Annotated in this window: 14 protein-coding genes; 1 reads left to right on the forward strand and 13 read right to left on the reverse strand. The window is 65.2% G+C overall.

The window, feature by feature from the left end; translation table 11 throughout:
• Positions 1-2: 2 nt before the first annotated feature.
• The 4 genes from fdhF to HHL08_RS05935 form a co-directional block, all read right to left on the reverse strand.
• The gene (gene fdhF / locus HHL08_RS05920) at positions 3-2,849 is read right to left on the reverse strand and encodes a formate dehydrogenase subunit alpha (protein ID WP_169571559.1); all 2,847 of its coding nucleotides are present in this window, start codon (positions 2,847-2,849) and stop codon (positions 3-5) included.
• Positions 2,846-4,486, reverse strand: a complete 1,641-nt coding sequence (locus HHL08_RS05925; RefSeq protein ID WP_169571560.1) for an NADH-ubiquinone oxidoreductase-F iron-sulfur binding region domain-containing protein — start codon at positions 4,484-4,486, stop codon at positions 2,846-2,848. The genes fdhF and HHL08_RS05925 overlap by 4 nt, the downstream gene beginning before the upstream one ends.
• A complete protein-coding gene (locus HHL08_RS05930; RefSeq protein WP_169571561.1) occupies positions 4,483-4,935 on the reverse strand; it encodes an NAD(P)H-dependent oxidoreductase subunit E in 453 nt (150 codons plus the stop codon). Before HHL08_RS05930 ends, HHL08_RS05925 begins: the two co-directional genes overlap by 4 nt.
• Positions 4,936-5,033: 98 nt before the next feature.
• Positions 5,034-5,936 (reverse strand): LysR family transcriptional regulator, encoded by a 903-nt coding sequence (locus HHL08_RS05935; protein ID WP_169571562.1) that lies wholly within the window; start codon positions 5,934-5,936, stop codon positions 5,034-5,036.
• A gap of 46 nt (positions 5,937-5,982) precedes the next feature.
• Here HHL08_RS05935 and mobA point away from each other — a divergent pair, with 46 nt between their 5' ends.
• Positions 5,983-6,504, forward strand: coding sequence for a molybdenum cofactor guanylyltransferase (gene mobA, locus HHL08_RS05940; RefSeq protein ID WP_169571563.1), 522 nt, complete (start codon positions 5,983-5,985; stop codon positions 6,502-6,504).
• Between the two features lie 79 nt (positions 6,505-6,583).
• On the opposite strand, the gene cobA is transcribed toward mobA, so the two are convergent.
• From cobA to HHL08_RS05985, 9 genes are all read right to left on the reverse strand, one after another.
• The gene (gene cobA, locus HHL08_RS05945) at positions 6,584-7,366 is read right to left on the reverse strand and encodes a uroporphyrinogen-III C-methyltransferase (RefSeq protein ID WP_169571564.1); all 783 of its coding nucleotides are present in this window, start codon (positions 7,364-7,366) and stop codon (positions 6,584-6,586) included.
• Positions 7,353-9,962, reverse strand: a complete 2,610-nt coding sequence (locus tag HHL08_RS05950) for a nitrate reductase (protein ID WP_169571565.1) — start codon at positions 9,960-9,962, stop codon at positions 7,353-7,355. Before HHL08_RS05950 ends, cobA begins: the two co-directional genes overlap by 14 nt.
• Positions 9,962-10,297 carry a nitrite reductase small subunit NirD gene (gene nirD, locus HHL08_RS05955; RefSeq protein WP_169571566.1) on the reverse strand — a complete coding sequence of 112 codons (336 nt, stop codon included), beginning with the start codon at positions 10,295-10,297 and terminating at the stop codon, positions 9,962-9,964. Before nirD ends, HHL08_RS05950 begins: the two co-directional genes overlap by 1 nt.
• Before the next feature lie 5 nt (positions 10,298-10,302).
• Complete coding sequence (gene nirB / locus HHL08_RS05960) at positions 10,303-12,822, reverse strand: nitrite reductase large subunit NirB (RefSeq protein ID WP_206377738.1); 2,520 nt, start codon at positions 12,820-12,822, stop codon at positions 10,303-10,305.
• Positions 12,823-13,027: 205 nt separating this feature from the next.
• Positions 13,028-14,248 carry a hypothetical protein gene (locus HHL08_RS05965; protein ID WP_169571567.1) on the reverse strand — a complete coding sequence of 407 codons (1,221 nt, stop codon included), beginning with the start codon at positions 14,246-14,248 and terminating at the stop codon, positions 13,028-13,030.
• 224 nt (positions 14,249-14,472) lie between these two features.
• Positions 14,473-15,717 carry a nitrate/nitrite transporter gene (locus HHL08_RS05970; protein WP_169571568.1) on the reverse strand — a complete coding sequence of 415 codons (1,245 nt, stop codon included), beginning with the start codon at positions 15,715-15,717 and terminating at the stop codon, positions 14,473-14,475.
• Between the two features lie 257 nt (positions 15,718-15,974).
• Positions 15,975-17,189 carry a CmpA/NrtA family ABC transporter substrate-binding protein gene (locus HHL08_RS05975; protein WP_169571569.1) on the reverse strand — a complete coding sequence of 405 codons (1,215 nt, stop codon included), beginning with the start codon at positions 17,187-17,189 and terminating at the stop codon, positions 15,975-15,977.
• Positions 17,186-17,770 carry an ANTAR domain-containing response regulator gene (locus tag HHL08_RS05980; protein ID WP_169571570.1) on the reverse strand — a complete coding sequence of 195 codons (585 nt, stop codon included), beginning with the start codon at positions 17,768-17,770 and terminating at the stop codon, positions 17,186-17,188. The genes HHL08_RS05975 and HHL08_RS05980 overlap by 4 nt, the downstream gene beginning before the upstream one ends.
• An 88-nt stretch (positions 17,771-17,858) precedes the next feature.
• Positions 17,859-19,388, reverse strand: coding sequence for a DHA2 family efflux MFS transporter permease subunit (locus HHL08_RS05985; RefSeq protein ID WP_169571571.1), 1,530 nt, complete (start codon positions 19,386-19,388; stop codon positions 17,859-17,861).
• Positions 19,389-19,391 lie beyond the last annotated feature (3 nt).

Genomic DNA, 19,391 nt, shown 5'->3' on the forward strand with positions numbered 1-19,391 from the left:
TATTATTCTGCCGCTTCCAACGGCGCGATCCGGCGGCTCTGACGCGCCTGATCGGCATAGTTCTGCTGCCAGTCGCTCGGCCCATTGGACGCCATCACCTGCACCGCCGTCACCTTATATTCCGGGCAATTGGTGGCCCAGTCGCTATAGTCAGTGGTGATGACATTCGCCTGCGTCTCCGGGTGATGGAAGGTCGTATAGACCACCCCCGGCGCGACCCGCTCGGTAACCAGCGCGCGCAATGTCGTCTCCCCCGCCCGGCTGCGCAACGTCACCCAGTCGCCATCCTTCAGGCCCCGATTGTCCGCATCGCTCGGATGCATCTCCAACCGATCCTCCGGGTGCCAGGCGGTATTGGCGGTCCGCCGCGTCTGCGCCCCGACATTATAATGGCTCAATATCCGTCCGGTCGTCAGCAGCAGCGGGAAGCGCGGTCCGGTCTTCTCATCGGTCGGCACATAGTCGGTCACGACGAACTTGCCCTTCCCCCGCACGAACCCGTCCATATGCATGGTGGGCGTCCCGTCGGGCGCTGCATCATTCGCCGGCCATTGCAGCGACCCTTCCGCCTCCAGCCGGCCATAATGCACGCCCGCAAAGGTCGGGGTCAGCGCCGCAATCTCATCCATGATCTGCGACGGATGATCATAGGTCCAGCCCAAGCCCATGGCATTGGCCACCAGTTGCACGATCTCCCAATCGGCATAGCCGTTGAGCGGCGCCATCACCTTGCGCACCCGCTGGATGCGGCGCTCCGCATTGGTGAAGGTCCCGTCCTTCTCCAGGAACGTCGATCCGGGCAGGAAAACATGCGCATAATTGGCGGTTTCGTTGAGGAACAGATCCTGCACCACCACACACTCCATCGCCGCCAGCCCCGCCGCGACATGCTTGGTATTGGGGTCGGATTGCAGGATATCTTCCCCCTGCACGAACAGCCCCTTGAACGTCCCGTCGGTCGCCGCGTCCAGCATATTGGGAATACGCAACCCCGGCTCGGCGTCCAGCGCGACGCCCCAGGCCGCCTCGAACATCTGCCGCGTCGCCGTGTCGGAAACATGGCGATAGCCGGAAAATTCATGCGGGAAGCTGCCCATGTCGCAAGCGCCCTGCACATTATTCTGACCCCGCAGCGGGTTCACGCCCACACCCTCCCGCCCGACATTGCCCGTCGCCATGGCTAGGTTCGCGATCGCCATGACTGTGGACGATCCTTGGCTATGCTCGGTCACGCCCAGTCCATAATAGATCGCGCCATTGCCGCCGGTGGCATAGAGCCGCGCCGCCGCACGCACCTCCTCCGCCTTAACCCCGGTCAGCGGTTCGATCGCCTCCGGCGACCGCGCCGCTTCCGACACGAAATCCGCCCAATCGGCAAACTCGTCCCAATCGCACCGCTCGCGAATGAACGCCTCGTCATAGAGCGTCTCGGTCACGATCACATGCGCCATCGCCGTCAGCATCGCGACATTGGTGCCGGGACGTAAGGGAAGATGATGCTCCGCCTCGACATGCGGCGATTTAACCAGATCGGTGCGGCGCGGGTCCATCACGATCAGCTTGGCCCCCTGCCGCAGCCGCCGCTTCATGCGGCTGGCGAACACCGGATGCCCGTCGGTCGGATTGGCCCCAATCACCAATATGACGTCGGCCTGCATCACGCTGTCGAAATCCTGCGTGCCCGCCGACGTGCCGAATGTATGGCTCAGCCCATAGCCGGTCGGCGAATGGCATACCCGCGCGCAGGTATCGACATTATTATTGCCAAAACCCTGCCGGATCAGCTTCTGAACCAAAAAGGTTTCTTCGTTGGTGCAGCGGCTCGACGTGATCCCGCCGATGCTGCGCGTCCCATATTGGCTCTGGATGCGGCGGAACTCGCTCGCGGTATAGGCGATCGCCTCGTCCCACGACACCTCCCGCCACGGCTCGCTCACCGACGCGCGGATCATGGGATTGAGGATACGGTCCTGATGCTGGGCATAGCCCCAGGCGAAGCGCCCCTTGACGCAGCTATGCCCGCGATTGGCCTTGCCGTCCTTCCACGGCACCATCCGCACCAGTTCCTCCCCCCGCATTTCCGCGCGAAACGTGCAACCCACGCCGCAGTAGGCGCAGGTGGTGACGACCGCCCGGTCGGGTGTGCCGATCTCCACCACCGCCTTCTCGATCAGCGATGCGGTGGGACAAGCCTGCACGCACGCCCCGCAGGACACACATTCGGACCCCAGAAAATCCTCGCCCTGCGACGCCGACACCTTGGAATCGAACCCCATATTCTCGATCGTCAGCGCAAACGTCCCCTGCACTTCGTCGCAGGCGCGGACGCAGCGCGAACAGACGATGCACTTGCTGGGATCGAAATCGAAATAGGGGTTCGACTGGTCCTTCGCCTGCCCCATATTGGTCGCACCATCATAGCCATAGCGCACATCGCGCAGCCCCACCGCGCCCGCCTGATCCTGCAATTCGCAGTCCCCGTTCGCGCCGCAGGTCAGGCAATCGAGCGGATGGTCGGAGATATAAAGCTCCATCACCCCGCGCCGCAGCTTTTTCAGCCGCTCCGTCTGCGTCCGCACCACCATGCCGTCCGCAACCGGCGTGGTACAGGACGCCGGATAGCCATTGCGCCCCTCCACCTCGACCAGGCACAGGCGGCACGATCCGAAACTCTCCACATTGTCGGTCGCGCACAGCTTGGGGATCGACCCGCCGGTCAGCGACGCGGCGCGCATGATGCTGGTCCCTTCGGGCAGGGTCACGCTCTGCCCGTCGATGGTCAGGGTGACGGACTTGCCGGTGACGATCGCGGGCGGAGTGCCATGATCGGTTTCGCGGGTGAAGCTCATGCCGCAGCCTCCTTCAAAGGTGCAGGCGCACCGAAATCTTCGGGAAAATAATCGAGAGCGCTCAGCACCGGATAAGGCGTGAAGCCCCCCAGCGCGCACAGCGACCCATATTTCATCGTATCGGCCAGATCGCGCAGGAGCGCGGTCTGCGCCTCGATCGACACATCGATCCGGTCCGGCGCGCGCGAATAGAGGGCTCTATCCAAATACCCCTCCCCCGTTCGGGCTGAGCCTGTCGAAGCCCCTCCCTTCTCCTGCGAAGAAAAGAGACGCCCTTCGACAGGCTCAGGGCGAACGGGCTTCAAAGTCCCACGCGCCCCTATGATCCGGTCCATAACCTCCACCCCGCGCGTGGATCCGATCCGACAGGGCGTGCATTTCCCGCAACTCTCCGCGGCACAGAACTCCATCGCGAACCGCGCCATATGCGCCATGTCCACGCTATCATCGAACACGGTAATCCCCGCATGGCCGATCAAGCCACCGGCCGCCGCGAACGCCTCATAATCGAACGGCAGATGAAACATGGATGGCGGGAAATAGGCGCCCAGCGGCCCGCCCACCTGCACCGCGCGCACCGGCCGCCTGCTCGCCGTGCCGCCGCCGATGGCGTTCACCAACTCGCCCAGCGTGATGCCGAAACCGACCTCATACAGCCCGCCATGCCGCACATTGCCCGCCAACTGCACCGGCATGGTCCCGCGCGACCGCCCGAACCCGACCGCGGCGTAAGCCTCAGCGCCGTGCGCCAAAATAAACGGCACCGCTGCCAAACTCAGCACATTGTTGATGACCGTCGGACGCCCGAACAGCCCCTGCAACGCGGGCAGCGGCGGCTTGGCGCGCACCTGCCCGCGCTTGCCCTCGATCGAATCGAGCAGCGCCGTCTCCTCGCCGCAGACATAGGCACCCGCCCCCTCGCGTACCTCCAGCGTGAAGGGCGCGACGATATGCGCCGAGGCCGCGATCGCCGCGCGCATGGTCGCAATCGCGAACGGATATTCCGATCGAATGTAAATATAGCCATGGCCCGCGCCCACGGCATGGGCGGCGATCGCCATCCCCTCGATCAGGCAATAGGGGTCGCCCTCCATCAGCATCCGGTCGGCAAAGGTGCCGCTGTCGCCCTCATCCGCGTTGCAGACGATATATTTGTCTCCGGCGGACGCATCCAGCACCGTCTGCCACTTGATCCCGGTGGGGAAGCCCGCCCCGCCACGCCCGCGCAGGCCCGACGCCTTGACCGTATCGACCACCTGTTGCGCAGCCTGCGCCCGGGCCGCGTCCAGCCCTTGCCAGCCGCCAGTGGCCGCATAATCGTCCAGGCTCAGCGGATCGATGACCCCACAGCGCGCAAAGGTGAACCGCTGCTGCCCTGCAAAGAAGGGCAGCGCTTCAACCTCGCCCAGCCGCGCCGCGTGCGTGCCGTCCAGCACCGCCGCCACATCGCCCGGCCCCACAGGACCAAAGCCGATCCGCCCTGCTTGCGTCTCCACCTCGACCAGCGGCTCGATGCTGAACAACCCGCGCGCCCCGGTCCGCACCACCTCGCACCCGGCCTGCGCAAAGGCCCGTGCGACATCATCCGCACCCAACGCCACCGACGCCATGTCACGGCTGATAAAAACCCGGCTCATGCCGCCACCTCCAGCGCGATCCGCTCCAGCGTGGCCGCGTCGATCCGCGCCACCGGCCGCCCGTCGACCAGCGCATTGGGGCCGATCGCGCACAGGCCCAGGCAATAAACCGGCTCCAGCGCGACTTGCCCGTCGGCCCGCGTCTCGCCCATCGCCACGCCCAACAGCTTGGCCGCCGCCGCCTCGATTCCCGCGCCGCCACGCGCCTGACAGCTTTCCGCGCGGCACAGCTTCACCACATGCCGCCCCGGCGCGACCCGCCGAAAATCATGATAGAAGGTGACGACCCCATGCACATCCGCGCGGCTCAGGTTCAGCGCCTTGGCGATCACCGGCACCCACGCATCGTCGATATAGCCGACCTCTTCCTGCATCGCGTGCAGCAGCGGCAATAGCCGGTCGCGCGTCGCGCCGTGGCGCGCGGTCCATGCGCCGATAAACTCATCCATCTCTACCCTGCCTTTTTGGCCCGATTTTGCGCGCAATCCTGCGCCCACGCGATCTGCGGGTCAAATCGAAGTCGGATATCTTTGATAGAGTTTCCCTATCACCCCGTCCGAAATCCCTGTGGCAGGCGCAACTCGCGCGCGACCCCCAACACCGCCTGCGCCAGCGGTCCCATAGGCGCACTGTCGGACACGATCACGCCGACCCGGCTGCCCTCATCCGCCTGTGGCATGGCGTGGGTCCGCGCCCAACTCAGCCCGTCGAGCAAGGTCGCATGACTGTCGGGAATGATCGAACAGAGCCGCCCCTGTTGCACCAGTCCTAGTAGCGCGACATAGCTGTCCGCCGTCACCAGCGGCCGCAGCGCCAGCCCCCGCTCGGCCAGCCGCGCATCGAGAATCCGCCGGTTCTGCATCCCCTGATGCAGCAGGCACAAAGGCAATATGGCCAACCCCGCCCAGTCCAGCGGATCGGGCACCGCCACGCCGTCTACCGCACTCACCAGCATCGTCCGCTCGACATAGAGCGGCACCGACAGCGCATGGGCGGGCGGTTCGAAATCCAGATAGGTCAGCCCCGCATCCAGCTCGAACGCGGCCAGATCGCGCTCGATCTGCCGCGACGTCAGCGCCCGGATGGACACGTTCAAACCCGGATGCCGCGCCTGCATCGCCGCGACCAGGCACCCGATGGCGGGCATCGCGGCAGGGATCGCGCCCAGCCGCAGTTCCCCCTTCAGCGGCCCGCGCGCCGTCTCCGCCGCCTGCCCCAGCGCCTCGGCCGCCGCCACCAATTGCCGCGCCCAGGGCAATATCGCCTCCCCCTCCGCGGTCAGCCCGGCATATTTGCGGTCGCGCCGGATCAGCCGCTTGCCCAGTTGCGTCTCCAACGTGACGATCCCGGCGGACAAGGTGGGTTGCGACACGTTGCAATGCGCGGCGGCGCGGGCAAAATGGCCTTCGCGCTCCAGCGCCAAGAAATATTCGACAAGGCGGGTCTGCATATCACCACCTTATGCCTTATAGAGCATAGCTATCAAGGGAGCGGCTATGGACGAAACAAGGATATTGGGCGCCGTGCTGGCGGGTGGACGCGCCACGCGCTTTGGCAGCGACAAGGCGCTGGCCCGCATGGCCGACGGCCGCACCCTGATCGACCACGCGATGACCGGCCTCGCCTCCCATGTCGCGGCGGTCGTCATCTGCGGGCGGGAAGGCGGACTATCCGATCGCCCGGCACCCCATATGGGACCACTGGGCGGATTGAACGCCGCGCTCCATCATGCGCTCTACCACGGCTTTGCCGGCGTGCTGACCACCGGCTGCGACATGCCCTTCTACCCCGCCGCCCTGCCCGCCGCCCTGATCGGCGAAGGCGCGGCGATCCTCAAAGGCCAGCAACTACTCGGCTGGTGGCCCGCTACCTTCGCCTTCGAACTGGACGCCCATCTGGCGGAGGAGAATAATCGGTCAATCTATGGCTGGATCGACCGCGTGCACGCGCGCGTGGTGGAGATACCGGGCCTGGTCCTCCCCAACATCAACCGGCCGGGGGATCTGGCGGGTCTATGACCCGTGTTCACGCGCAGGCGGGAACCCAGTTCAGACGGCGGGACTAGGTTCCCGCCTGCGCGGGAACACCACCATTATTTCAGACCGTCAGCGCCTCACCCACCGCCACATTCACGCCCACCGGCGTTCCCGCTACCGCCTCACCGATCAGCAGCAAGGTCGGATCGTCATCGCTGATGGTCTGCACCAGAAACGCCAGCGCCGACAGCTTCCCCCGGATCAGCCGCTCGCTGGGCAGCGACACATTCACCGCCACCATCACCGGCGTTTCCGGGTCGCGCCCCGCCGCGATCAGCGACCGACCAATTTCGCCCGCCGCCGCACGCCCCATATAGATGCCCAGCGTCCCGCCCGGCCGCGCCAGCGCGTCCCAGTCCAGCTTCAATGGCTCGCCCGCCTTCAAATGCGCCGTCACCAAGGTCAGCCCCCGCGCCACGCCGCGCAGCGTGAGCGACGCACTGCCGCTCGCCGCCGCCGCGCTGGCGGTGGTGATGCCGGGGCAGATATGCACCCGCACCCCCGCCGCACCCAGATGCGCCATTTCTTCCGCCGACCGGCCGAACACCGACGGATCGCCGCCCTTCAACCGCACCACCCGCCGGCCCGCCCGCGCCGCCGCCAGCAACAGGTCGTTGATGCTGCCCTGCTGCTTGCTATGCCGCCCGGACCGCTTGCCCACGCTCACCCGCTCCACGCCCTGCGGGATCAGGTCCAGCACCCCCGGCCCCACCAGCGCATCGTAAAATACGACATCGGCCGCCGCAATCAGCTTGTCCGCCTTGCGTGTCAGCAGGTCCGGGTCGCCCGGCCCCGCACCGACCAGCCATACCTCACCGGGCGAAATCATTTCATTCGGCTGCATGAAGCGTCTCCTGACGAGTCTCTTTCAATAGATTGGCGAGCGCGGGCCGGCACGATCCGCAATTGGTCCCCGCGCCGATCGCCTTGCCGATGGCAGGCACGTCCACCAGTTGCTGCTGGCGGATCGCCGCGACGATCTGGTTCAGGCCGATGTCGAAACAGACGCACACCACCGCCCCCCTGTCCGGCTGGCTGCCCGGTCCGCGCGCCGCCAGCACCGAAGCGCCCACACCCTCGACCGACAACTGGGCGATCAGCCAGTCGCGCGACGGCAGCAGGCCAGTGCGGGTGATGAACAACACGCCCGCCAGCTTGCCTTCACGGATGATCGCCACCCGTCGCGTGCCGCGCGTCTGGTCGATCGCCTCGACCCGCTCGCCCTTGGGCAAGCACGCTTCCAGCCGCGCGGCATCGCCATTGCCCGCCACCTCATAGAGCGCGCCGCCCGGCACACTGATCTTGGTCGCCCACAGGCAGGGCAGCTGCACCGGCTCCTGCCCCCGCAGGATCAGGAAGCCTTTCCATTCGGTCGCGACTCGCTCGACGCTGGCCGGGGTCGATTTGAAGCCCGGCTGGCCCGAATGGGGGTCGACCAGCGGCCGGGGCAGCAGGCCGGTACGCCCCCCGCTCGACACCTGATCGGTCCAGTGGATCGGCGTAAAAATCTCGCCGACCCGCTGTCCTTCGCTCAGCATCACGCGGAACAGGCTGCTCCCCTGCGCCGTCTGCACCCGCGCCAGGTCGCCCTCGCCAATGCCCAACGCCACCGCGTCGCGGGGATGAATCTCGACCAGCGGCTCCTCGCGATGCCGCGCCAGCTTGGGCGACAGGCCGGTGCGCGTCATCGTATGCCACTGGTCGCGATAACGGCCGGTGTTGAGCGTCATCGGCCAGTCCTTGAGGGGCGCCTGCACCTCCATCTGTTTCGTCAGCACCAGCCGCGCCTTGCCGTCGGGTGTCGGGAAACGCCCGTCGGCAAAGGGCGTGTCGCCCCAGCGGAACGGCGCCATCGCCTCATAGGCGTCATTGCCGATCGTCGCATGGCGACGCAGGTTCAGCAGCCGCGCGCCGTCATTCTGGTAAGCGGTCAACCGCGCATGTTCACGCCAGATATCGGCGGGCCGATCATAGGCGAAGGCATTGCGCCACCCCATGCGCCGCGCGACTTCGGTGACGATCCACCAGTCCGGCTTCGCCTCGCCCGGCAGCGCCAGGAAAGGCCGCTGGCGGCTGATCGTGCGGTCGCTGTTGGTGACCGTGCCGTCCTTCTCGCCCCATCCGGCGGCGGGCAGGCGGACGTCGGCATGGACGCTGGTGTCGGTGTCGGCGATCACGTCCGACACCACGACGAAGGGGCACGCCTCCAGCGCATCGCGCACCCGCCCCGCATCGGGCAGCGACACGGCGGGATTGGTCGCCATCACCCACAGCGCCTTGATCCGGCCTTCGCCGATGGCGCGGAACAGGTCCACGGCCTTTAGCCCCGGCTTCGTCGCCATTGTCGGCGCGGCCCAGAATCGGCCAACGCGCGCGACGTTTTCGGGCGCGAAATCCATATGCGCCGCCAGCGTTGTCGCCAGCCCGCCGACCTCGCGCCCGCCCATGGCGTTGGGCTGGCCGGTGATCGAAAAGGGCGCCGCGCCCGGCTTGCCGATACGGCCGGTGGCCAGATGTACGTTGATGATCGCATTGACCTGATCGGTCCCGCGGATCGACTGGTTGATGCCCTGGCTGAACAGCGTGACGGTGCGCGGCGTCGCGGCGAACAGCCGGAAGAACTGCTCCAGCAGCGCAGGCGCGATGTCGCAGGTCTTGGCCGTCGTCCACAAGTCATGGCCGGTGCCGATATGCTCCCAAAAGCCGTCGGGCGTGCGCACGCTGTCGCCCAGAAACGCTGGATCGGTCATCCCCTCGGCCGCGCACCACGCCAGCAGGCCGTTCATCAGGGCGACGTCCGTGCCGGGCTTCACCGCCAGATGCAGGTCGGCATCCTCGCAGGTTTCGGTACGCCGCGGGTCGATGACGACCAGCTTGGTTCCCCGCGCTGCGCGCGCCGCCTGGATGCGCTGATAGACGATCGGATGGCACCAGGCGGTGTTGGACCCGACCAGGACGATCAGGTCGGCCTCGTCCAGATCGTCATAGCTGGCCGGCACCACATCCTCGCCAAAAGCGCGCATATGCCCCGCCACCGCGCTAGACATGCACAGGCGGCTGTTGGTGTCGATATTGCCCGAACCAATGAAGCCCTTCATCAGCTTGTTGGCGACATAATAATCCTCGGTCAGCAACTGGCCGGAGACATAGAAGGCCACGCTGTCCGGCCCATGCCGCTCGATCGTCTCGCGAAACTTCTTCGCGACCAGGTCCAGCGCCTTGTCCCAACTCGCCCGCTTGCTGCCCACCATCGGATGCAGCAGGCGCCCGGTCAGCCCCACCGTCTCGCCCAGATGCGTGCCCTTGGAACAGAGCCGCCCCGCATTGGCCGGATGCGCCTCATCCCCCTTGATGACGACCGATCGCGGCCCGGTCGGCGTGGCCGATATGCCGCAGCCGACACCGCAATAGGCGCAGGTGGTGCGGATCGGCTCCGCCATCAGGCCGCCGCCTGCATCGCGGCAGGCCGTGCGATCCAAATCCGTCCGCTTTCATGCCTGACCGCGATCGTCGGCGTGCACCCCTCGTCCGCGCCCTGCGCCTCCCCGGTCCTGAGCGCGATGTTCCAGTTATGCAGCGGGCAGGCGACGCTATGGCCATGGACGATGCCCTGGCTCAGCGGGCCTTTCTTGTGCGGACATTCATTGACCAGCGCAAAGACCCGATCGTCGCCGGTGCGGAACACCGCGATTTCCTTCTCACCGCTGATCCGCACAGTCCGCGCGCCGCGCTGGGGAATGTCGGCCAGGGTGCCGATGTCGATCCAATCCGTCATATGATTCACTCCGCCGCGATGGAGATGGGGTCGAGATGCTGGTGCAGGTCGCTATTGGCGCCCGCGGCGCGCAACGCCCAGGGATCGTCCTGCATGAACTGCTGCGAAAACAGGAACCGCGCCCGCAGCGCCTCGCGCCCGGCATCATCCTCCACGATGCGCTGTTTCACATAATCGACGCCGACCCGCTCGATCCACGGCGCGGTCCGCTCCAGATAGCGCGCTTCCTCACGGTAAAGCTGGGTGAAGGCGGCGCAGTAATCCAGCGCCTCCTGCTCTGTTCCGACCTTGCACAAGAAGTCGGTGACGCGCACATGGATGCCGCCATTGCCGCCCACATGCAGCTCATAACCGCTGTCCACGCACACGATCCCAAAATCCTTGATCGTGGCTTCCGCGCAATTGCGGGGGCAGCCCGATACCGCGATCTTGAACTTGTGCGGCATCCACGACCCCCAGGTCATCCGCTCGGTCTTGACGCCAAGGCCGGTCGAATCCTGCGTGCCAAAGCGGCACCATTCGCTCCCGACGCAGGTCTTCACCGTCCGCAGCGACTTGCCATAGGCATGGCCCGACACCATCCCCGCCGCATTCAGGTCCGCCCAGACGGCGGGCAAATCTTCCTTCTTGATCCCGAAGATGTCGAGCCGCTGGCCGCCGGTGACCTTCACCATCGGCGCGTCATATTTATCGACTACGTCGGCGATCGCGCGCAATTCGCGTGGGTTGGTCAGGCCGCCCCACATGCGCGGCACCACCGAATAGGTGCCATCCTTCTGGATATTGGCGTGCATCCGCTCATTGACGAAGCGGCTCTGCTGGTCGTCGACATAAACACCCGGCAGCGCGCAGAGCAGATAATAGTTGAGCGCGGGGCGGCAGGACGAACAGCCGTCGGGCGTCGACCAATGCAGCTTCTGCATCACTTCGGGGATCGACCGCATATCCTGCGCCACGATCTCGCGTCGCACATCGTCATGGCCGAAACTGGTGCATTTGCACATCGTCTTGGGGCCAGACTGGACGTCATCGCCCAACACCACCGCCAGCAGATTTTCGACCAGCCCGGTGCAGGAACCGCAACTCGCCGACGCCTTGCACCCCGCCCGCACCGCGTCCAGGCTGCACGCGCCCTTTCCGATGCAGGCGACGACCTGGCCCTTGGACACGCCGTTGCAGCCGCAAATCTCGGCATCGTCCGAGAGCGCCGCAACGGCCGACTTAGGGTCCAGCGCGCCCCCTCCCTGGGCGAAAGCCTGGCCGAAGATCAGCAGGTCGCGCATCTCGGCGACATTTTCGCCGCGCTTCAGCAGGTCGAAATACCAGCCGCCATCGGCGGTATCGCCATAAAGGACCGCGCCGATGACGCGATCATCCTTCACCACGACCCGCTTGTATACGCCGCGCGATGCATCGCGCAGGACGATATCCTCGCACCCCTCGCCACCCGAAAAATCACCGGCGGAAAAGACGTCCAGCCCCGCGACCTTCAGCTTGGTGGAGGTCACCGACCCCTTATAGCCTGTATGCTGGTCGGTCAGCCCGTCGGCCAGGCTACGGCACATGTCCCACAGCGGCGCGACCAGGCCATAGACATTGCCGTCATGCTCGACACATTCGCCGACCGCCAGCACGTCCGCATCGCTGGTGACCATATGGTCGTCCACCTGTATCCCGCGATTGACCGCCAGCCCCGCTTCGCGCGCCAGTGCTGTCGAAGGACGGATGCCCACCGCCATGACGACCAGGCTGGCCGGAATGTGGCGACCATCCTTCAACCGGACGCCCTCGACCTTGCCCTCACCGTATATTTCGGCTGTGTTCGCCCCGGTCAGTATCGTCTGGCCCCGCCCTTCCAGCGCGCTCTTGAGCAGCCAGCCGGCCGCTTCATCGAGCTGCCGCTCCATCAGCGTGTCCATCAGGTGGATGACCGTCACCTTCATGCCGCGCAGCGTCAGGCCATGCGCCGCCTCCAGCCCCAGCAGCCCGCCGCCGATCACGACTGCATCGCCACCCTTCCCGGCGGCTTCGACCATCGTGTCGACATCCTTCATGTCGCGGAAGCTGATGACGCCCGGCAGATCCTTGCCCGGCACCGGAATGATGAACGGATCGGAGCCGGTCGCGATCAGCAGCTTGTCATAATGCACCGTCCGGCCGCTCTGCGCGGTCACGCTCTTGGCCGCCCGGTCGATCGCCGTCACCGGATCGCCCGCGATCAGCGCGATGCCATTATCGTCATACCAGGCCCGGTCGTTGATGACGATCTGCTCGAACGTCTTTTCGCCCGCCAGCACCGGCGAGAGCATGATCCGGTTATAATTCACATAAGGCTCTGCGCCGAAGATGGTGACACGGTAGCGCGTCCCGTCCCGCGCCAGCAGTTCCTCGACCGCGCGGCACCCGGCCATGCCGTTGCCCACCACGACCAGATGTTCGCGCACATCGTCCATCGGCACGAGCAACTGGTCCTCGCTGCCCGCCACTGGCCCCGTTCCGGCCTGCGTCTCGATCTGAAATTCCATCCCCGTCGCTCCAGAAACCAAAAAAGCCGCCATCCTGACCCCCGGTAAGAACCGAAAGTCAGGATGGCGGCTTTGCCATCATATGCGCCTTGCCGGTTCTACCCTGAACCGCCGCGGCTATGTGAGAAGGACATCCTTGTCCCTTGCAGTGCAGCATATGGGGAATCGCTCGACCACTCAAGCGATTCCTCTCATGCGATTTCAATCAGATGGCCCAATCGGCCTGCAACCACAGCTTGTCGGTGTCCGTCGCCATCGCCTTGGCGTCATAATGGGCATAGCGCACGGACAAGGCGGTCTTCTTCACCTTGGCAGATGCAATGAGGTTCCACTCATTGCCATAATGCAGGTTCAGCCGGTCGCTGTCGAACCGGTGCCACGTCGCCGCCAGCGCCACGCCCGTCATCGGCCCCAGCTGCTTCCAGCCATAGCCACCACCGACATACAGGTCGCGCACGCCATTGGCCGGCGTGACCAGAAACTTGTCGGCCCAGCCCTGAAACTTGAAGTTGGTGCCCAGCGGCGTCTGGAAACTGGTCAAAGCCGCCCCGCTGCTGGCGCCCAGCACCTCATAGCCCGCGTTCAGCTTCCACCCCCGCACGTCCAGTGTGGCATCCGCCAGCCAGTAATCCGCGCTGTAATTATTGGGATTGCGATGATGGTCGGACTGCCGCGCATAGCTGAACTGGTAGCTGATCTTGGCGACCTTGGAGAGCGGCCGCCCTCCCGCCAGCCGCACGCCATAGGTCTGGCTGGACATGCGAAATCCCTGCATCGCCGCCTCGTCCTGATCCACCATATAGCCAAAGCCGGTCAGCGTGCCGACGGGCGTAACATAGGACAGGTTGGCCAGGATATTATCGCCGCTCACCGCCTGCTGCCGCGCGCCCTTGCCCTGGAAACCCCATATCGTCCGCACGCTCCAGGCGTAGCTTACGTCCAGCTTCAGCCCCTTGGCGGGCGCCCATTCGGCCCGCACCGCGTCGAACGTCTGCGCGTTGTCGCGAAAGGCGACATTGCCCACGAACCGTTCGTCATCCAGCACGATTTTCTGCCGCCCGCCGGTCAGCGTCAGCGCCTTGGTCTTATATTGCAGCTGCGCGATATAGAGCGCGATATTATCCGGATCAGCCACGATCGGCCGGGTCGCCGCGCCATTCACCCCGTCATAATAGCGGTCGATGACGGCCAGCGTCCCCTGGCCCACCACGCTCGCTGACAGCGCGCCGCTGGTGGCCACCAGCCCGGCGCGGGCGCGAACGGTCAGGGCGTCGGCTTGCTTGGCGAGGCCGTCCTGATCGACCTGCTCATAACGCAACCGCGCTTCGGCGACGGGCTTGAGCGTAAATTCCTGGGCACGGACCGGCGCGGACATGGCCGTCCCTGCGACGGCCAGTACGGCCGCCGATATGATAATATTTTTCATGGGAAATCGTCCCCCCTCGGACGAAGATTCGGATACAATCCCGTTCGCCCTTAGCGAAGTCGAAGGGCTCTGCTGAGCGGAGGCGAAGCATCTTCGCTGCGCTCAGTGAGGGGCTTCGACTTCGCTCAGCCCGAACGGTGTTACATTTGGGGCGGCAGCCTTTCATTGTGTCGCATCGCTGGTGCGATGCTTGACGATGGGCCGCCGCCTCCTCTCCTACCCTGTTAGATGCGCGCGCCCGTGGTCCAGGTCGCGCGCCACTTGCCCTTGACCAGCAGCAGGCCAAGCAGGGCGACCACCGCCAGCCCGGCAAAGATCAGGAAGCCCGATGCGAAGCTGCCAGTAAACTGCTTGGCGATCCCCAGCGAACTGGCGAGGTAGAAGCCGCCGATACCGCCAGCCATGCCGACCAGGCCAGTCATCACGCCGATTTCCGCCTGGAACCGCTGCGGCACCAACTGGAAGACCGATCCGTTGCCGGTGCCCAGCGCCAGCATGGCGAGGACGAACAGACCCAATGCACCGACCAAGGTTGTGGCAAAAGCTACCCCGGCCAGCGCCAGCGCCGCGACGATCAACACCATGGTCAGCGTCTTCACGCCGCCGATCCTGTCGGCCAGCGCGCCCCCCATCGGCCGCACCAGCGACCCGGCAAAGACGCAGCCCGCAGTGCAATAACCCGCCACGATCGGGGTCAGGCCGAACTGGTCGGTGAAGTAGATCGGCAGGCTCGCGGCCAGGCCGACGAAACCGCCGAACGTCACCGCATAAAAGCCCATGAGCCACCAGGCGTCAGCCTGTTTGAGAGGTTCGAAATAATCGACCAGCTTCTTGGCCGGGGGCGCATTGGGCGCATCCTTCGCCATGATCATATAGACGACGAACACGATCGTCAGTGGGATGCAGGCCAGGCCCAGCACCGCGTTCCACCCGAAAATCTTGGCCAGCACCGGCGCGAACAGCGACGCCAGGACCGTGCCCGAATTGCCCATTCCAGCCAGGCCCATGGCCTTGCCCTGATGCTCTGGCGGATACCAGCGGCTCGCCAGCGGCAGCGCGATCGCGAAACTCGCGCCCGCAAAGCCCAATATGACGCCCAACGCCAATGTGCCGCCAAAGCTGTTCACGCCCATCATCCAGGCAGTGAACAAGCCAATGATCACAATGACCTGGCTGATCGCACCCGACAGTTTCGGTCCGATCCGATCGACCAGCAAACCGTTGACCACGCGCAGCAGCGCGCCCGCCAGCGTCGGCACCGCGACCATCAGGCCCTTTTCGGCCGGGGTCAGCATCAGCGTCTTGGAAATCATGGGCGCAAGCGGCCCCAGCAGCACCCACACCATGAAGGCGAGGTCGAAATACAGGAATGCGGCGATCAAGGTCGGCGTATGGCCGGCCTTCCAAAAACTTGTCGCGGGTACAGGCGCTGCACCCTCCCCTTCACGATCCCAATAAGCGGTTGCCATGCTACGTCCCCCAATAAACGGAAATGGACACGAAAAAAAGCCGCAGGCCGGACGTTACCTTGGCGGTAAATCCGGTCAGCGGCTTTGCTGCGAATGTCGGTGAGGATGCTGGTCCCCACATTGGGACGGCACATCCGAAACGCGCGCTTCATCGCGCGACACCTATGTTATCTCGCGATTCGCATCATGTTGCAAGGCACAAAATTGCGTGGCTTTTCAGTCCGGCAGCTGTCGATCCGTCATTGTCGGCGAATCCATCACCGCCCAGCGACGAAGCCCGCCAGATAATCCTCGATCCGTTCGGGGTCGAACACCCGCCCGTCGAAGAAGCGGTCCGGCCCCAGCGTCAATTCGCCCCGGCGCGATCCCACCGCCAGCGGCAGGTCGACCGCCCCTTCCAGCTTCATGCTCGCCCCCGGCATGGCGACATCGCTATTCGCAAGCGCCCGGCGATACACGTCCGGCCGGAACACCGCGCCCGCCTTGGCCGCCGTGGCGGCGTCATGCTCGACCATGTTCCACCGCACCAGCTGCGAATAGATCCACAGCGCCTGGCTGCGCCAGGGAAAGGGCGTCGCCTCGCGCGAAAACAACATGAAGTCGGGATTGGCCACCGGCGCTTCGCCCGCCCGCGCCACCATCTGCCCGGAAAGCGCGCGCGTGATCAGGTCGGCCGGCTGATCGACATAGCGCGGCTGCGCCAGCAGTTCCGCCAGCGCCGCATGATTGCCCCCATCGTCGCACCAGGCAGCCGCCCGCGCCAGCGCCCGCAGCAGCCGATCGACGGTATCGGGATTTTCCTCCAGCCATGCCTCGCGGAAGGCCAGTATCTTCTCCACCCCCCGCCGCCAGATGCGCTCGCCGATCGCCACCGTCTCGGCCAGTCCCGCCTCGACTGCGGCGCTGCCCCACGGTTCGCCCGCGATGAAACCGTCAATCTCGCCCGCGCGCATCGCCTCCACCGTCAGCGACGGTGGCAGCACGCGCAACACTACATCCTTGTCGGGGTCGATCCCCGCGCTCGCCAACCAATAGCGCAGCATCATCGCATGACTGGAAAAGCGATGCACCACGCCGATCACCGGCTTACGCCGCCACAGGCCGATCGCGGCGGCGAAATCATGCGCCGTGCCCAGCGGATCAGCAATGCGGCGCGCCACATCGGGTTCCAGCGCGGCGGCAAAATCGCTGGTCATCACCAGCATATTGCCGTTGACGTTCAGCTTGTAGGGTGCGGCCAACGCGGCGGGCTGCTGGCTCAGGCCCAATGTCACCGCGACGGCCAGCGGCGCCAGCATCTGCGCGGCATGGACCTGGCCATAGACCAATCGGTCGCGCAGCGTCGCCCAACTGGTCGATCGCACCAGTTCCAGCGCGATCCCCTCTTCTTCGGCAAAGCCCTGCTCGCGCGCGGCCACCAGCACGGCGGCATCGGTCAACGGCAGGAAGGCGATTTTCAGGTCCGTCGTCATAATCCCCCTCCGCCCAACAGGTCGCTCGCGGTGATCAGCGCCTGGCTCACCTCCACGATCTTCTTGCCCTGGTTCATCGCCGCGGACCGCAGCAGCGCATAGGCGTCCTGCTCGCTCAGCGACCGCTGGTTCATCAGGATCGACTTGGCCCGGTCGATGATCTTGCGGTCGGACAGCGCGGTGCGCGCCTCGTCCAGTTCGCCCTGGATCTTGGCGAAGGCATTGAACCGCCGCACCGCCAGTTCCAGCACCGGCTTCACCCGCTCCTTGCGCAGGCCATCGACGACATAGGCGGACACGCCCGCGTCGATCGCCGCGCCGATCATCGCTTCGTCCGACTGGTCCACGAACATCGCGATCGGCCGGGCGAGCGCGCGGCTGACGGTCAGCATTTCCTCCAGCGTGTCGCGGCTGGGACTGCCCAGGTCCATCAGCACGACATCGGGCGCCATGCGCTCCAGCCGCGCGACGAACGCACCACGCGGGGGGACGATGTGGATATCGTCATAGCCCGCCTCGCGCAGCCCCTCCTCCAGAACCGTCGCGCGCAGCCCGCTGTCATCGATGATGACGATTCGCATCTACCTTGGCCTCTTTTCGCCCCTTCACTGGCCGCGATGCTGCGCCGCGTCAATCGGGCGGCGGATCGCCCTGCGGCCATCCTGACGCTTAGTGCGCGGCGGAGGTGTCGACATCGCTCCGCGGCTTGGGCGCGATCCACACGATCACCGCCGCCGCGAACAGGATCATTGCCGATAGGAAGAAGATATGATCGACCGCCATGACAATCGCCTCCTGCTCGACCAGGTTGGAAATCGTCTGCCGCGCCTGTTCGGGGGAAAAGCCCAGGCTCGACAGCAGCGATTGCGTCTGCTCGGGTTGCAAAACGCCCGCCATGTCGTTGCGCGATACGCGCTGGGCATCGCCCCAACTGGTCAGCACCAGCGACGTCGCGATCGCCGTCGCCATGGTCCGCACGAAATTCTGCAGGCCCGCGGCCGACGCGGTTTCGCTGGGCAGCACCGATCCCAGCGTCAGCGTGGTCAGCGGAATGAAGAAGAAAGGCAAGGCAAAGCCCTGCACGAATTGCGGAATAATCATCGTGTCGAAATCGACGCCGCTGGTCCAATGGGCGCGCACCAGGGACATGATGCCGATCCAGGCGACGGCGCCCGAAATCATCAATCGCACATCGACCCGCGACAGCAGGTAACCCGCGATGGGGGCCGTGAACAATGCCGCCATCGCCGTCAGCGCGGTGACGATGCCCGCCAATGTCGCGGTATAGCCCATCGACATCTGCAACCATTGCGGAATCACCACGATGCTGGCGAAATAGGCGCCAAAGCACAGCGACATGGTGAATAGGCCGGAACTGAAACCGACATGGCGGAACACCCGCAGGTCGACCACCGGATGCTCCTCGGTCAATTCCCATATGACGAAAGCGATGAAGCCGATGACCGCCAGCAGCGCCAGCGCCACGATCAAAGGATCGGCGAACCAGTCATGGTCACGGCCGATATCCAGCATGATCTGCAAACAGCCGATCCAGAAAACCAGCAGGAATAGTCCCATCTTGTCGATTGGCACACGGGCCGTCTCCGTCTCCACCGGCTTCAGCAGCGCCTGCGCCGCCAATATGCACATCACCGCGATCGGCAGGTTGATGAAGAAGATCCAGTGCCAGCTCCAATTGTCGCTGATATAACCACCCACGATCGGTCCCAAAGCCGGCCCCATCAGCGTGGTCATCGCCCACAACCCCATGGCTCGACCCCGCATTTCGGGTGGAAAGATGCGCATCATTAATGTCTGCGACATGGGCATGATCGGCCCACCGCAAATGCCCTGCCCGATGCGGCAGGCGACCAGCATGGTCAGCGTCGAGGACAGGCCGCACAGGACGGAAAACAGGCCAAAGCCGATCATTGCCCAGGTGAACATGCGCACCACGCCGAATCGCTGCGCCAGCCATCCGGTCAACGGCACGCAGATCGCCTCCGCCACCGCATAGGATGTGATGATCCAGGTGCCCTGATCCGGCGAAATGCCCAGGTTGCCAGCGATATGGGGCACCGACACATTGGCGATCGTCAGGTCGAGCACGACCATCAGATTGCTCATCGCCAGCACTAGCCCCGCCAGGGTCCGGGCGCGCGGGGAGAGTCGCGAAAAGATATCGTCGTCGCTGCTCATTGC

Source organism: Sphingobium psychrophilum (assembly GCF_012927105.1).
Taxonomy (GTDB): Bacteria; Pseudomonadota; Alphaproteobacteria; order Sphingomonadales; family Sphingomonadaceae; genus Sphingobium; species Sphingobium psychrophilum.